17 protein-coding genes and 1 riboswitch are annotated in these 15,391 nt (G+C 55.4%); of the genes, 9 read left to right on the top strand and 8 right to left on the bottom strand.

Annotated elements, in window-relative coordinates; translation table 11 throughout:
• Positions 1-341: 341 nt before the first annotated feature.
• Both purH and purD read left to right on the top strand, forming a co-directional pair.
• Entirely contained in the window at positions 342-1,931 is a 1,590-nt protein-coding gene (gene purH, locus OGY37_RS04760; protein WP_286620260.1) for a bifunctional phosphoribosylaminoimidazolecarboxamide formyltransferase/IMP cyclohydrolase, read from the top strand.
• Positions 1,932-1,946: 15 nt separating this feature from the next.
• The gene (gene purD / locus OGY37_RS04755; RefSeq protein WP_126319562.1) at positions 1,947-3,236 is read left to right on the top strand and encodes a phosphoribosylamine--glycine ligase; all 1,290 of its coding nucleotides are present in this window, start codon (positions 1,947-1,949) and stop codon (positions 3,234-3,236) included.
• Here purD and zraR read toward each other — a convergent pair.
• Together zraR and zraS are read right to left on the bottom strand one after the other, a co-directional pair.
• Positions 3,233-4,558: a sigma-54-dependent response regulator transcription factor ZraR gene (gene zraR / locus OGY37_RS04750; protein ID WP_126319564.1), complete on the bottom strand. Its 1,326-nt coding sequence runs from the start codon at positions 4,556-4,558 to the stop codon at positions 3,233-3,235. The two genes, purD and zraR, sit on opposite strands and share 4 nt — an antisense overlap.
• Before the next feature lie 5 nt (positions 4,559-4,563).
• Positions 4,564-5,949 carry a two-component system sensor histidine kinase ZraS gene (gene zraS / locus OGY37_RS04745; protein ID WP_286620256.1) on the bottom strand — a complete coding sequence of 462 codons (1,386 nt, stop codon included), beginning with the start codon at positions 5,947-5,949 and terminating at the stop codon, positions 4,564-4,566.
• Positions 5,950-6,006: 57 nt separating this feature from the next.
• Here zraS and OGY37_RS04740 point away from each other — a divergent pair, with 57 nt between their 5' ends.
• Together OGY37_RS04740 and zraP are read left to right on the top strand one after the other, a co-directional pair.
• Complete coding sequence (locus OGY37_RS04740) at positions 6,007-6,195, top strand: hypothetical protein (RefSeq protein WP_149282155.1); 189 nt, start codon at positions 6,007-6,009, stop codon at positions 6,193-6,195.
• A gap of 18 nt (positions 6,196-6,213) precedes the next feature.
• Entirely contained in the window at positions 6,214-6,657 is a 444-nt protein-coding gene (gene zraP, locus OGY37_RS04735) for a zinc resistance sensor/chaperone ZraP (protein ID WP_032945657.1), read from the top strand.
• A gap of 61 nt (positions 6,658-6,718) precedes the next feature.
• On the opposite strand, the gene OGY37_RS04730 is transcribed toward zraP, so the two are convergent.
• The 6 genes from OGY37_RS04730 to nudC form a co-directional block, all read right to left on the bottom strand.
• Positions 6,719-7,411, bottom strand: a complete 693-nt coding sequence (locus tag OGY37_RS04730) for a DUF1481 domain-containing protein (protein WP_032945667.1) — start codon at positions 7,409-7,411, stop codon at positions 6,719-6,721.
• 11 nt (positions 7,412-7,422) lie between these two features.
• On the bottom strand, positions 7,423-7,695 hold the full coding sequence (gene hupA, locus OGY37_RS04725) for a nucleoid-associated protein HU-alpha (RefSeq protein WP_001044509.1): 273 nt from the start codon (positions 7,693-7,695) through the stop codon (positions 7,423-7,425).
• 186 nt (positions 7,696-7,881) lie between these two features.
• Positions 7,882-8,472: a YjaG family protein gene (locus OGY37_RS04720; protein ID WP_003842015.1), complete on the bottom strand. Its 591-nt coding sequence runs from the start codon at positions 8,470-8,472 to the stop codon at positions 7,882-7,884.
• Positions 8,473-8,505: 33 nt separating this feature from the next.
• Positions 8,506-9,186 (bottom strand): deoxyribonuclease V, encoded by a 681-nt coding sequence (gene nfi, locus OGY37_RS04715; RefSeq protein WP_286554045.1) that lies wholly within the window; start codon positions 9,184-9,186, stop codon positions 8,506-8,508.
• A gap of 9 nt (positions 9,187-9,195) precedes the next feature.
• Positions 9,196-10,260, bottom strand: coding sequence for a uroporphyrinogen decarboxylase (hemE, locus tag OGY37_RS04710; RefSeq protein ID WP_286554043.1), 1,065 nt, complete (start codon positions 10,258-10,260; stop codon positions 9,196-9,198).
• A gap of 50 nt (positions 10,261-10,310) precedes the next feature.
• The gene (gene nudC, locus OGY37_RS04705; RefSeq protein ID WP_286620254.1) at positions 10,311-11,084 is read right to left on the bottom strand and encodes an NAD(+) diphosphatase; all 774 of its coding nucleotides are present in this window, start codon (positions 11,082-11,084) and stop codon (positions 10,311-10,313) included.
• A 96-nt stretch (positions 11,085-11,180) separates the two neighbouring features.
• Here nudC and OGY37_RS04700 point away from each other — a divergent pair, with 96 nt between their 5' ends.
• The 5 genes from OGY37_RS04700 (at position 11,181) to thiS (ending at position 15,391) form a co-directional block, all read left to right on the top strand.
• Complete coding sequence (locus OGY37_RS04700) at positions 11,181-11,669, top strand: Rsd/AlgQ family anti-sigma factor (protein ID WP_003826892.1); 489 nt, start codon at positions 11,181-11,183, stop codon at positions 11,667-11,669.
• A gap of 50 nt (positions 11,670-11,719) precedes the next feature.
• A riboswitch (TPP riboswitch) is annotated at positions 11,720-11,842 on the top strand.
• Positions 11,843-11,925: 83 nt separating this feature from the next.
• Entirely contained in the window at positions 11,926-13,824 is a 1,899-nt protein-coding gene (thiC, locus tag OGY37_RS04695) for a phosphomethylpyrimidine synthase ThiC (protein WP_286547545.1), read from the top strand.
• A complete protein-coding gene (gene thiE / locus OGY37_RS04690) occupies positions 13,824-14,459 on the top strand; it encodes a thiamine phosphate synthase (RefSeq protein ID WP_286620252.1) in 636 nt (211 codons plus the stop codon). Before thiC ends, thiE begins: the two co-directional genes overlap by 1 nt.
• Complete coding sequence (locus OGY37_RS04685) at positions 14,452-15,210, top strand: HesA/MoeB/ThiF family protein (RefSeq protein ID WP_286620250.1); 759 nt, start codon at positions 14,452-14,454, stop codon at positions 15,208-15,210. Before thiE ends, OGY37_RS04685 begins: the two co-directional genes overlap by 8 nt.
• A complete protein-coding gene (thiS, locus tag OGY37_RS04680; protein ID WP_016155307.1) occupies positions 15,191-15,391 on the top strand; it encodes a sulfur carrier protein ThiS in 201 nt (66 codons plus the stop codon). The genes OGY37_RS04685 and thiS overlap by 20 nt, the downstream gene beginning before the upstream one ends.

Below are 15,391 nucleotides of genomic sequence, written 5' to 3'. Positions count from 1 at the left end.
TGGAGGCGCATTATAGGGAGTTTCCTGCGGCCCGCAACCCTTAAATGACAGAAAAATGACTGACTGCTGCATTCCACAGCGAAACCCCGCCTTATACCCATTTACACACAGAGTTATCCACAAACCACACGATCGTTTCTACGATCCTCTCGTTATATCAGCCTCCTTCAACAGAAAAAGAAGAGGTCAAAATCGAAAATTAAAAATTCGCGAGCGTTGCGCAAACGTTTTCGTTACAATGCCCCCGCAAAACAAGGATGCCCCGTAAGGGGCGTTAGCTGAGTTTTTAGCCAAGAATTCACCTAACGCTCTCTGTAATAGTCAAATCCAGGGGATTTACCATGCAACAACGTCGTCCAGTCCGCCGCGCTCTGCTCAGTGTTTCTGACAAGGCCGGTATCATCGAATTCGCTCAGGCACTTTCCGCACGTGGTGTGGAGCTGCTGTCTACAGGTGGCACTGCGCGCCTGTTAGCGGAGAAAGGTCTGCCAGTGACCGAAGTTTCCGATTACACCGGCTTCCCGGAAATGATGGATGGACGCGTGAAGACCCTGCATCCGAAAGTCCACGGCGGCATTCTTGGTCGTCGCGGTCAGGATGACGGAATTATGGAACAGCACGGTATCGCCCCTATCGATATGGTGGTTGTAAACCTGTATCCATTCGCCGAGACCGTCGCCCGTGAAGGCTGCTCGCTGGAAGATGCGGTAGAGAACATTGATATCGGCGGCCCGACCATGGTGCGTTCCGCTGCCAAGAACCATAAAGACGTAGCGATCGTTGTGAAGAGCAGCGACTACGACGCCATTATTAAAGAGATGGATGCCAACGAAGGCTCCCTGACTCTGGAAACCCGCTTTGACCTCGCGATTAAAGCCTTCGAACACACCGCCGCCTACGACAGCATGATTGCCAACTACTTCGGCAGCATGGTTCCGGCTTACCACGGTGAGAGCAAAGAGGCCGCCGGGCGTTTCCCGCGTACGCTGAACCTGAACTTTATTAAGAAGCAGGATATGCGCTACGGCGAGAACAGCCACCAGCAGGCTGCCTTCTATATAGAAGAGAATGTTAAAGAAGCGTCCGTTGCCACCGCACAGCAGGTACAGGGCAAAGCGCTTTCCTACAACAACATCGCAGATACCGACGCGGCGCTGGAGTGCGTGAAAGAGTTCAGCGAGCCAGCCTGTGTGATCGTTAAGCACGCTAACCCGTGCGGCGTGGCGGTAAGTACCTCTATTCTCGACGCTTACGACCGCGCCTATAAAACCGACCCGACCTCCGCATTCGGCGGCATCATCGCTTTCAACCGCGAACTGAATGCCGAAACCGCGCAGGCAATTATCTCCCGTCAGTTCGTGGAAGTGATCATCGCCCCGTCCGCAACCGAAGACGCACTGAAAATCACCGCCGCCAAACAGAACGTTCGCGTTCTGACCTGCGGTCAGTGGGCACAACGTGTACCGGGCCTCGACTTCAAACGCGTTAACGGCGGTTTGCTGGTTCAGGCCAGGGATCTGGGGATGGTGAGCGAAGGCGAACTGCGCGTGGTGTCCAAACGTCAGCCGACCGAGCAAGAGCTGCGCGATGCACTGTTCTGCTGGAAAGTCGCCAAGTTCGTGAAATCCAACGCCATTGTTTATGCCAAAGAGAACATGACTATCGGCATAGGCGCAGGCCAGATGAGCCGCGTGTACTCCGCAAAAATCGCCGGGATTAAAGCGGCTGACGAAGGTCTGGAAGTGAAAGGCTCTGCAATGGCCTCTGACGCCTTCTTCCCGTTCCGCGATGGTATTGATGCTGCCGCCGCCGTTGGCGTGAGCTGCGTTATCCAGCCCGGTGGTTCTATCCGTGATGACGAAGTCATTGCCGCTGCCGATGAACACGGTATCGCGATGATCTTTACCGACATGCGCCACTTCCGCCATTAATCCACGGAGCAGACGATGAAAGTATTAGTGATTGGCAACGGCGGGCGCGAGCACGCCCTGGCCTGGAAAGCCGCACAGTCCCCGCTGGTTGATACCGTTTTTGTCGCACCGGGTAACGCCGGTACCGCACTGGAGCCCGCGTTGCAGAACGTGGCTATCAGCGTCACCGATATTCCAGCTCTGCTGAGCTTTGCCCAGAACGAGAAAATTGACCTGACCATCGTCGGCCCGGAAGCGCCGCTGGTGATTGGCGTAGTCGATGCGTTCCGCGCCGCTGGCCTGAAGATCTTCGGGCCAACCGAAGGTGCTGCACAGCTGGAAGGCTCCAAAGCCTTCACCAAAGATTTCCTCGCCCGTCACCAGATCCCGACGGCGGAATATCAGAACTTCACTGAGATTGAGCCAGCGTTGGCCTATCTGCGTGAGAAAGGCGCGCCGATCGTCATCAAAGCCGACGGTCTGGCCGCCGGTAAAGGCGTTATCGTGGCGATGACGCTGGAAGAAGCTGAAGCCGCCGTTCATGACATGCTGGCAGGTAACGCTTTTGGCGATGCGGGCCACCGTATCGTTATCGAAGAGTTCCTCGACGGTGAAGAAGCGAGCTTTATCGTGATGGTCGACGGCGAGCACGTGCTGCCGATGGCCACCAGCCAGGACCACAAACGCGTAGGTAACGGCGATACCGGCCCGAACACCGGTGGTATGGGTGCTTACTCACCCGCGCCGGTGGTAACTGATGAAGTGCATCAGCACACCATGGAACGCATTATTTGGCCAACCGTAAAAGGTATGGCAGCGGAAGGGAATACCTACACCGGTTTCCTGTACGCGGGTCTGATGATCGACAAGCAGGGCAATCCGAAGGTTATCGAGTTCAACTGCCGCTTCGGCGATCCGGAAACCCAGCCGATCATGCTGCGCATGAAATCGGACCTGGTGGAGCTTTGCCTGGCCGCCTGCGACGGCAAGCTGGATGAGAAAACCTCCGAGTGGGACGAACGCGCCTCGCTGGGTGTCGTCATTGCCGCCGGAGGTTACCCGGGCAACTACAACACCGGTGATGAGATCCACGGTCTGCCGCTGGAAGAAGTAGAAGACGGGAAAGTGTTCCATGCGGGCACGAAACTCGCCGATGACGATCGCGTGCTGACCAGCGGCGGTCGCGTGCTGTGCGCCACCGCCCTGGGTCATACTGTGGCTGAAGCGCAGAAACGCGCTTACGCCCTGATGACCGACATCCGCTGGGATGGCAGCTTCAGCCGTAACGACATCGGCTGGCGCGCCATTGAACGCGAGCAACGCTAACGCGAAATTTTCGCCAGCAGCGTTTTACGCGTAATGCCTAACTGACGGGCGGCTTTCGTTTTATTGCCGCCCGTTTTTTCCAGCGCCGCCAGAATCACCTCTTTTTCGACATCCACCAGCGGTTGGATCTCGCCACTGAATTCCGTTTTTATCGGCGTCGCGGCAATCGCCATCGGCAACTCGCGTTCGGAAATATATTCCCCCGTCAGCAGCACCACCGAGCGCTCAATCGCATTTTCCAGTTCACGAATATTGCCCGGCCAGTCGTAGTGGATCAGCAGATCCATCGCCTGCGGAGTAAAGCCTTTCACCGCTTTACGGTTACGCGCGGCAAAACGCTGGAGAAAATGTTCGGCTAGCATCGGAATATCTTCCCGGCGCTGGCACAGCGCTGGCATTTCAATGGTGACGACGTTCAGGCGATAATAGAGATCCTGACGAAAGCGCCCGGCGCTGACTTCTTCCGCTAGATCGCGATGCGTGGCGGCGATCAGCCGGACATCAACGGCAATAGTCTGATTGCTGCCAACGCGCTGCACTTCTCGCTCCTGGATAGCCCGCAGCAGACGCACCTGCATCAGCGGTGAAATATCACCGATTTCATCAAGAAATAACGTGCCGCCATCAGCTTCCACAAAGCGCCCTTCCCGCCGTTTATCCGCCCCGGTAAACGCGCCTTTCTCGTGACCAAAAAGTTCGGACTCCAGCAGCGATTCATTAAGCGCCGCGCAGTTGAGCGTCACCAGCGGTTTATCGCGACGGGCGCTGCTGGCATGCAGCGCCCGGGCCACCAGCTCTTTACCCGTGCCGGAGTCTCCGTGAATGAGCACTGTGGCATCTGAGGGCGCAACCATCGCGATTTCATTGAGCAACTTCTGCATCGCCGGACTGCTGCCAATCATGCCAAACTGCGCAGCCGACGCCGATGGCAGTTCAGCGCCCGTTTCCCGCGTATGCGCCAGCGCCTTTTCCAGCGTCTCCTGCAGACGGTCAAAATCCAGCGGCTTGATTAAGTAGTCCAGCGCCCCGGTTTTTAGCGCCTCCACGGCGGTCTCCACGCTGGAGAACGCCGTCATGATCAAGACCGGAATCGCCGGATTCAGCGCTTTAATCTCTTTCAGCGTTGCGATGCCGTCCATCTCCGCCATGCGTACATCACACAACACTAAATCAAATACGCGTTCGCGCACCTGTTCCAGCGCCGCTCGCCCGCTATAGGCCAGCGCGACCTCATAACCCCAGCCGCGCAACAGCGCCTGTAAAATGGTGCAGTGGCTGATATCGTCATCGACTACCAGAATATTGATTTTTCCGCGCGTCATCCTTGTTAATCCTGTTGTTTCGCTTTGGTCGGCAGCCAAAGGGTAAAGGTCGCACCTTTGCCCTCAACGCTTGCCACCTGAATGGTGCCACCATGCTGTTCGATAATGTTCTGCACTACCGCCAGCCCGAGACCGGTTCCGTCAGCTTTGGTCGTAAAGTAAGGCGTAAAAATGGCCTCCAGCTGTTCCGCCGCAATCCCCTTCCCAGTATCGGTAACCACAATTTTAACGCGATCGCCGCTGCTTTCATTCGCTTCAACCGTGATCGTGCCCTGACGACCAATCGCATGAATGGCGTTCAGATACAGATTCAACAAAACCTGAGTCAGTCGGTCAGGATCGGCCTGGATAGCGGGCAGCGTACAATTGGCCGAAAAGCGGAGCTGGATTTCCCGGCTTGCCGCATCCTGACTCACCAGGTGTAATGAGTGGGTGATAACCTCATTGAGATCCACCTGTTGCAGTGTCAGATGTGCAGGTTTCACCAGCTCCAGCAACTCGCTCACCACCCGATTTAAACGATCCGCCTCTTTCGCCATCACCTGTGCCAGCTCATGCGACTCGCCTCCTGCCGGGGTTCGCTCGGCAAAATACTTCGCTAACCCTTTGATCGATGAAAGCGGGTTACGAATTTCATGTGCCACCCCAGCCGCAAGATGACCAAGTGCTAACAGTTTTTCTTTACGCTTCATCGCATCCTGGAGTTCTTTGTACGAGCGCTGATAGCGCTGATACCAGAAGAACGTCAGCACGGTGGCCAGCAACACAGCCGCCAGCGCAGACAGGACTATCAGTGTGTTACGCCACTCCCTTGCCTGAGTCGCTATCAGATCGCTGGCATCAAAGGCGATAAATATGGTTTGTGCTGGGGAGATAAGCTGCCCATCATTGCTGGCGCAGCGCGCCATGCCGTGGCGTCCTGGACCATACATCGGCTGAAACTGGCGATAAATTTCCAGGGCTGGCGTTTTTTCACCGTCTCCCACCGGGATCTCAATATTCCGCCAGCTTTCTTGCTCCCCTGGACTAAGCTGTCGCAGGACATCCGATGAATAGAGCGTTTTACCGACCATCGCGGAATTGCTGTGGGTAATAATGACACCATGCTCATCGACGACGGCAAACCATAGCACGCCAGGTTGTACGGCCATTTCCTCCAACAGCGTCTGCTGCTGGGCATGATGCATGCGCATCCCCATGCCTACGCGCGTACCAGACTCCAGAGCGCGAATAAGCACACTGCCTTTTTCCAGTAGCGTTTGCCGCGCGGCACCACTTTCCCGCCCATAGTCCCGAATGGTCATAATCGAAAACCAGCCGACCAAAATCAGGATTGCCGCCAGCAAGAGTCGGCTCAACCACTTTGCCACCGTATCCTTATAAAGACGCATACGTTCTCCCTTCACCCCGCCAGTTCCTTTCATCGTTGCAGGTATACAGCAGAAATCATGCCATTTTTTCCCCCTGATAACCCTGCCCTCAGACACAAACAGCTGAAAGTAACGGGTAAAAATGACCCGCAGGCGCGTTCTGGCGAGTCATTTTTACTCGTTTCCCTGCAAAGACAGCGAGTACAACGCCCGCAGGACTGGGATTGCCGCTTTGGCACGGAAGATGCAAAAGGGAATGTAAGCTAACCAACAGGAGAACGAACCATGAAACGGAACAACAAACTGGCGCTGATTGCACTTTCTCTTATCGCACTGGGCTCCACCCCGGTACTGGCGCAGAATCACTGGGGATATGGCGACGGAATGCAGCAACGGGGCGGTACCCCAATGACCGCTGAACAGCAGGCTGCCGCGCAGAAAATCTATGATGATTACTACTCCCAGACCAGCGCGTTGCGTCAACAGCTGACATCCAAACGTTATGAGTACAATGCACTATTAACGGCCAGCTCGCCGGACACGGCAAAAATTAATGCCGTGGCAAAAGAGATGGAAGCGTTGAATCAGTCTCTGGACGAGCAGCGCGTTAAACGCGATGTCGCAATGGCGCAGGCTGGCGTGCCACGTGGCGCGGGTATGGGCTATGGCGGATGCGGCGGTGGCGGTAACCATCGCGGCGGCGGCCATATGGGAATGGGGCACTGGTAAAAGACTTAATGCCTGATGACGCTATAGGGATCAGGCCTGCTGATTACCTGTCTTCAGGTTTTCAGAAAGTTTTGGCTGTAGGCTGCCAGTGACAAAAATCTTCATTGGCGACCAGCAGTAGCTGCGACCCTTCGGGCGCTTCCAGCCATGCCACACTCACCTCTACGGATGAATGTCTCTGGCGGCGCTCGATATGGTTTATCGCCCACGACTCCAGGTCTGGCTTCAGCGTTTCACCTTCACAGGTTGTGACCGTGTTATCCGCATGCCAACGTCCCTGACGCAATATCACCCGGCCCTGACGCAGCGCATCGCTGGTCTGGCGAATTTGATCGGCGCGATAGCGGTAAAGCGCGATTTGATCGCTGGAAAGCTGCTGCTTTTGCCCGTCGACTTCACGCTGCATGAAGCTGAGTTCGCCCCGGTCATCGAAGCGTATACGGACATGTTCAGCCGGTTTACTGTAAACGTTGAGTTCTATCAGAGAGAGCGAATCACCCTGCCAGCGGTATTCACTGGTAGTGGTTTCGCCTTTACGCCACGGACTAAATACCGAGAGCAAGTGAACATCGTCACCGGAGTCTTTACGCCAAATGCGTACCGCCCCCTGATCGCCAACATAGCCGCTGGCCGTGAAAGGAGGAAGCTCAGAATGGCTACCGCAGGCAGACAGTAACAGAACACCTGAAAGCCAAAGCGTATGACGCCAGATGGACAAAAGGGGCGAAACCGCCCCTTCGTTAAAACTGTTCACTGCCACGCGAATTACTTAACCGCGTCTTTCAGTGCTTTACCAGAAACAAATGCCGGTACGTTAGCTGCGGCGATTTTGATTTCTTTACCGGTCTGCGGGTTGCGGCCAGTGCGCTCAGCACGGTGGTTCACTTTGAAGGTACCGAAACCAACCAGTTGTACAGCATCGCCTTCTTTCAGAGACTCAGTAATAGCAGCCAGAGTGGATTCCAGAGCAGCTTTAGCCTGTGTTTTAGACAGTTCTGCTTTGTCTGCAATTACATCAATCAGTTGAGTCTTGTTCATAAGTTATCCTTACAATGTGTTTATCGCTTGCTAAGCATCGAGTGCGACGGAAATGCCAGAAAAGCACTCTCCTGCATACACGCACCGATAGCCACTTTTTTTCGCCCCCCAAATGTAGACCAGACCGGGGGCAGATGGGAAGCCTTCAGGCACGACAAATCAGGCGTTAAATCACGTTTTGTGGTGTCATTGCTGAAAATTTATACCAATATTGCTCTCGCCAGCCTCGCGCAGGTCTGCACGCAGCCCTTTTATCAGCTCAATATCTCGTTCTTCACAGTCGGCTAAAAGTCGGAAAATTTCCCACTGAATATCCCATTCTTGCTCAACGGCAGGGTTCTCTTTGAGCTCTTCATCGGTCATTTCGCGACCAGCCTGAGTCATTTCCAGCATCGCAACCGTCGTAATCGAAGCCTTACTCACTTCAATTGCATGCTCCAGCGTTTCACCACTAAGACGCGAATGCATCAGTTCGCTTAATGCCACACAGGCATCAATCGCCGGATAAACGCCGTACAGATCGTAATCGTCTGCAGAAGGAATGGCCTCTTCAAACTTTTCCAGCTGGCTGTCGAAATTGATTTTCGCGTCTTTAACCGTCAGCGCTTCCCAAATCAGATCCAGAATTCGGCGGTAAATCTGTCCATCGCCAAATTCAGTTTGCTTGCAGAACATGGCGTAGTTTGGGTACATGCGTTCGCACAGACAAGCCATAAACGTGACGTGCTGCCAGCTTTCCAGCTTCTCCAGACGCAGGTGAATCGGATTTTGTAACATGATGAGTTCTCAAATACGGAAATTAGCCGCAGTTTACCCGATATGGGGCGTTTTTGCTGCAAGCCGAGTAAAAGCCGGGCGTTCGGATGCCACCGCATCCGCCCAGCGTGTTGGTTCCGGCAAACGATAGCCGTTCATACAGCGTTGAACCCACGCTAGTGCGCTGTCCATACTCACGCGGTGGCCCGTAGAAATAAACAACGGGTTACAGCGCGCTTTGCTGCGCCAGACCCATGCCAGTTGTTCGCCTTTATCCAGCAACGGCGCTAGCGCACCAGGTTCAGCAGCGAGCGGTTCAAACTTGCCGCACAATCGTTTTTTCGCCACACCAATCGTTGGCACGTCCACCAGCAGGCCAAAATGGCTGGCCACGCCCAGACGACGCGGGTGAGAAATGCCATGACCGTCAACGAACAGCAGATCTGGCTTGTACGAGAGCAGTTGCCAGGCGGCCATCAGCGCGGGAGTTTCACGAAAGGAGAGAAATCCGGGTATGTAGGGCATGGTGGTGGCGATACGCGCCACCTTGTATTCGACCAGTTCAAGCGTGGGATACTTCAGTAAGACTATTGCGGCTCGCGTCACTTCACCACCCTGCTCAAACCCAACGTCCGCCCCGCCGATCAGATCCGGCGGATCGTTCTTCAGACGATCCTCGCGGATCACTGAAGAAGCCAGTTCAAGCTGCTGCGCGCGTAATGACGCGAGACCCATGATGACTCCTTAGCGGTGGTACTGTTCGGACAACCGATGTACCGCCTCCACAAAGACACCCGCATGTTCTGGCGGGACGTCCTGATGAATGCCGTGGCCCAGGTTAAAGACATGCCCTTCACCCTGACCGAATCCTGCCAGAACTGTCGCCACCTCTTCTTCGATGCGGGCTGGCGGCGCATACAGCATGGACGGATCCATATTGCCCTGTAGCGCCACTTTATGACCAACACGACGACGCGCATCGGCAATGTCAGTGGTCCAGTCGAGACCTAACGCATCACAGCCGGTTTCCGCCATCGCTTCCAGCCACTGACCACCGCCTTTGGTAAACAGGGTCACCGGTACGCGACGACCTTCGTTCTCGCGCAGCAGGCCATCGACAATTTTGTGCATGTAGTACAGGGAGAACTGCTGATAGTCGCGACCGGTCAGCACGCCACCCCAGGTGTCGAAAATCATCACCGACTGCGCGCCCGCTTTGATCTGCGCGTTCAGGTACAGCGTGACGCTCTTCGCCAGCTTATCAAGCAGCAGATGCAGCGCTTTAGGATCGGCGTACATCATCTTTTTAATCACGGTGAAGGCTTTGCTGCTGCCGCCTTCAACCATGTAGGTCGCCAGCGTCCACGGACTACCGGAGAAGCCGATCAGCGGCACTTCGCCTTTCAGTTCACGGCGGATAGTACGCACCGCGTTCATCACGTACCCCAGCCCATCTTCCGGGTCCGGGATCGGCAGTTTGTCGACGTCAGCCTTGCTGGTAATCGGAGAGGTGAAGCGTGGACCTTCTCCTGCTTCAAAATACAGCCCGAGTCCCATCGCATCCGGGATCGTCAGGATATCCGAGAAGAGGATCGCGGCATCAAGTTTATAGCGACGCAGCGGCTGCAGCGTGACTTCGCAGGCCAGCTCGGCATTTTTGCACAGCGCCATAAAATCGCCCGCTTCGGCACGGGTAGCTTTGTATTCCGGTAGATAGCGGCCTGCCTGGCGCATCATCCATACCGGAGTGACATCAACGGGCTGGCGCAGCAGCGCACGCAGATAACGATCGTTCTTCAGTTCGGTCATTTTTGCAGTTCCTTATTGCGTCAGTCCATCAGTGTATCATCACTCGCTCTTTACTCGTACTCAGCCCGACACATTGCCACAGTGTCTTCAATCAATCGACGCGCGACAGTACCCGGCGGGGGTAAGAGCGGTAAGTCGTCATAGCGATACCAGTTCGCTCCCAGCAGCTCTTTCGGGTCGATGACGATATCGCCGCTATCATACTCCGCCATAAATGCGGTCATCAAAGACTGCGGGAACGGCCATGGCTGAGAAGTGACATAGCGCAGGTTTTTCACCTTAATACCGCTTTCCTCCATAACTTCACGCGCCACCGCCTGTTCTAAGGTCTCACCCACTTCGACAAAACCCGCCAGTACGGTATGCACGCCGTTACGATGGCGAACATGTTGGGCAAGCAGGATGGAATCATCTCGGCGAATAGCGACGATTATGCACGGGGCAATTTGCGGGTAATAACGTTCACGGCAGTGGCTACAGAGCATCGCCCACTCCGTTTTACTCGGGTGCATGGGATGGCCGCAGTAGCCGCAGAATTTATGCGAGCGATAGAACTCCGCCAGCTGTACGCCGCGTCCGGCCAGTTGAAACAGGCCAACATCCTGGTCAATGACCTGGCGCACCGACCCCATATCGTGTCGACGCTGCTGCTGCACCAGCCAGACAGTCTCCCCTTCCCACTCGCCTATTGGCAGCGCGCGCTGACCAATCAGATCAAAACGGGCTGCGTCGCCATAAGGTAGCTCGCCATGAGGTAACCATAACTTTTGCTCATGACTGACGATCCACCAGCCGCTATCTAATTTTTCAATTATACGATCCATATCTCTTGCGCAACCTTTGCTTCACAGGCATGTTGTTTACATTATTTTTACATTTACGGGTGAGCAGTTCCTAAACACCATCTTGCGGAGTCAATCATGCTAAACCAGCTGGAAAGCCTGACGGAGCACGTCGGAGGAAGTAATAAACTGGTTGATCGCTGGCTACATGTACGTAAGCACCTGCTCGTGGCTTACTACAATCTGGTTGGCATTAAGCCTGGCAAAGAATCGTACATGCGACTCAATGAAAAGGCGCTGGATGATTTTTGTCAGAGCCTGGTCGATTACCTCTCCACCGGACACTTCAGTATTTATGAACGTATTCTCCATAAATTGGAAGGGAACGGGCAGCTTTTAAAAGCCACAAAAATTTGGCCGCTGCTGGAAGCCAATACGCAGCTGATCATGGACTACTATGACTCCAGCCTGGAAACGGCGATTGATCATGATAACTTCCTTGAATTTCAACAGGTTTTATCAGATCTCGGCGAGGCACTGGAAGCCCGATTCGTGCTGGAAGATAAGCTGATCATGCTGGTATTTGACGCGATGCACGAGAGTAGCACTCTCAAACGTCATGCTTGAGATTTACGGCATTAACGCGTAGTTTACATTCATTACCTCTTTACTGAGGTTACTTCTTGTCGGAGTGCTTATTTTCCACAGCAGCATGAGTGGAAAAGGCTGAGACCGTTAATTCGGGATCCGCGGAACCTGATCAGGTTAAAACCTGCGAAGGGAACAAGAGTCAATCTACAATAGCATCGCCCCCGGGCGAGCTTCTCTCTTGCTTCATCCGTCGTCTGACAAGCCATATCCTTACTTTTATTTGGAATGAGCTATGTCTGCCACTACTAAACCATCACGCCGCGAACAGCGCGCTCAAGCCCAACACTTTATCGATACCCTGGAAGGGACCGCCTTCCCTAACTCAAAACGCATTTATATTACCGGTTCGCAGCCGGATATCCGCATTCCGATGCGCGAAATTCAGCTCAGCCCAACACTGACTGGCGGTAGCAAAGACAACCCGCAGTTCGAAGAGAACGAAGCCGTTCCGGTATACGACACCTCCGGACCGTATGGCGATCCTGACGTGGCGATTAACGTCCAGCAGGGTCTGGCAAAGCTGCGCCAGCCGTGGATTGCGGCGCGTAACGATAGCGAAGAATTAGACGACCGGAGTTCCGCTTATACCAAAGAACGTCTGGCCGACGATGGCCTGGACGAGCTGCGTTTCACCGGCCTGCTGACGCCAAAGCGTGCCAAAGCGGGTAAGCGAGTCACCCAACTGCACTACGCCCGCCAGGGAATAGTGACCCCGGAGATGGAGTTCATCGCCATCCGTGAAAACATGGGCCGCGAGCGCATTCGCAGTGAAGTGCTGCGTCACCAGCATCCGGGGATGAACTTTGGTGCACGCCTGCCGGAAAACATCACGCCGGAATTCGTGCGTAATGAAGTGGCCGCGGGCCGCGCGATTATTCCTGCCAACATCAACCACCCGGAATCCGAACCGATGATTATCGGTCGCAACTTCCTGGTGAAGGTTAACGCCAACATTGGTAACTCTGCCGTCACCTCCTCCATTGAAGAAGAGGTAGAGAAGCTGGTGTGGTCGACGCGCTGGGGCGCTGACACGGTGATGGATCTCTCCACCGGTCGCTATATCCACGAAACCCGCGAGTGGATCCTGCGTAACAGTCCGGTACCGATCGGTACTGTGCCGATCTACCAGGCGCTGGAGAAAGTCAACGGGATCGCCGAAGATCTCACCTGGGAAGCCTTCCGCGACACGTTGCTGGAGCAGGCTGAACAGGGCGTCGACTACTTCACCATTCACGCGGGCGTGCTGCTGCGCTACGTGCCGATGACTGCCAAACGCCTGACCGGCATTGTCTCACGCGGCGGTTCAATTATGGCGAAATGGTGCCTTTCTCATCACAAAGAGAACTTCCTGTACGAACATTTCCGCGAGATTTGCGAAATCTGCGCCGCCTACGACGTCTCTTTGTCGCTGGGTGACGGCCTGCGCCCGGGTTCAATTCAGGATGCGAACGACGAAGCGCAGTTCTCCGAGCTGCATACGCTGGGCGAGCTGACCAAAATCGCCTGGGAATACGACGTGCAGGTGATGATAGAAGGTCCAGGTCATGTGCCCATGCATATGATCCAGCGCAACATGACCGAAGAGCTGGAGCACTGCCATGAAGCACCGTTCTACACTTTAGGACCGTTGACCACCGATATCGCGCCGGGCTACGACCACTTCACTTCCGGGATCGGTGCGGCGATGATCGGTTGGTTTGGCTGCGCGATGCTGTGCTACGTCACGCCAAAAGAGCACCTCGGCCTGCCGAACAAAGAAGATGTTAAACAAGGGTTGATTACCTACAAGATTGCCGCCCATGCAGCTGACTTAGCAAAAGGTCATCCGGGCGCACAGATCCGCGATAACGCCATGTCGAAAGCGCGCTTCGAATTCCGCTGGGAAGACCAGTTTAACCTCGCGCTCGACCCGTTCACCGCCCGTGCCTACCACGATGAAACCCTGCCACAGGAATCCGGTAAGGTCGCCCACTTCTGCTCCATGTGCGGGCCGAAGTTCTGCTCGATGAAAATCAGCCAGGAGGTTCGCGACTACGCTGCTGCACAAACGATTGAAGTCGGCATGGCGGATATGTCGGAGAACTTCCGCGCCAAAGGCGGCGAAATCTACCTCAAAAAAGAGGAGGCGTAATGTACCAGCCTGATTTCCCGACCGTGCCGTTTCGCCTCGGGCTTTACCCGGTGGTGGACAGCGTGCAATGGATTGAACGCTTGCTGCAGGCGGGCGTACGCACGATCCAACTGCGCATTAAAGATAAGCGTGATGAAGAGGTCGAAGCCGACGTTATGGCCGCCATTGAACTGGGTCGTCGCTATAACGCCCGTCTGTTTATCAACGACTACTGGCGTCTGGCAATTAAGCACCGCGCTTACGGCGTACATCTGGGCCAGGAAGACCTTGAAACCACCGACCTGAAGGCGATTCAGGCGGCGGGGCTGCGCCTGGGGGTCTCCACTCACGATGATATGGAGATCGACGTCGCGCTCGCCGCTAAGCCTTCTTATATCGCGCTGGGTCATGTTTTCCCCACGCAAACCAAACAGATGCCTTCCGCCCCGCAGGGACTCACGCAACTGGCAAACCATATTAAACGACTAGCGGATTACCCGACCGTCGCCATTGGCGGTATCAGCCTTGAGCGCGCCCCGGCAGTACTGGCGACCGGCGTCGGCAGCATTGCCGTGGTCAGCGCCATTACCCAGGCGGCTGACTGGCAGGCCACCACGGCGAAGTTATTGGATATCGCGGGAGTGGGCGATGAATGACCGCGACTTTATGCGTTACAGCCGGCAGATCCTGCTCGGCGATATCGCCATTGAAGGCCAGCAAAAACTACTCGATAGCCATGTGCTGATTGTCGGTTTAGGCGGGTTAGGTTCGCCTGCCGCGCTGTATCTGGCGGGAGCAGGCATCGGAAAACTGACGCTGGTAGACGATGACGACATTCATCTGAGCAATCTGCAGCGCCAGATCCTGTTTACCACTGATGATATCGCACGTTCAAAATCGCAGGTTGCCCAGCAGCGCCTGGCGCGGCTCAACCCGGATATCGAACTGGTATCGCTCCAGCAGCGACTGAAAGGCGATGCGCTTCGGCATGCGGTAGCGCGTGCCGATGTGGTGCTCGACTGTACCGATAACATGGCCACGCGCCAGGAAATTAACGCCGCCTGCGTAACGCTCAACACCCCGCTCGTCACCGCCAGCGCCGTCGGCTTTGGCGGCCAACTGATGGTGCTGACGCCCCCGTGGGAACAAGGATGTTACCGCTGCCTGTGGCCGGACGATGTAGAGCCCGAACGCAATTGCCGTACCGCCGGTATCGTCGGGCCGGTTGTGGGCGTAATGGGCACCTTGCAGGCGCTGGAAGCGATTAAATTGCTCAGCGGTATTGAGACGCCCAGCGGAGAGCTACGCCTGTTTGACGGTAAAACCAGCCAGTGGCGCAGCTTCGCACTACGACGTGCCAGCGGCTGCCCGGTATGCGGAGGGCAACATGCAGATTCAGTTCAATGATGAGCCGATGCAGTGCGCCGAAGGACAAACCGTCAGTGGGCTGCTCACTGCGCTTAATCAGCTTAAACCTGGCGCGGCGCTGGCGCTCAATCAGCAGATCCTGCCGCGCGAGCAGTGGGAGCAGCAAATCGTGCAGGAAGGCGACCAGATCCTGCTTTTTCAGGTTATTGCAGGGGGTTGA

Source organism: Citrobacter sp. Cpo030, assembly GCF_030333005.1.
Classification (GTDB): Bacteria; Pseudomonadota; Gammaproteobacteria; order Enterobacterales; family Enterobacteriaceae; genus Citrobacter; species Citrobacter portucalensis.
The sequence above is the reverse complement of the archived record's forward strand: the minus strand, read 5'-3'. Positions and strand labels throughout refer to the sequence as shown.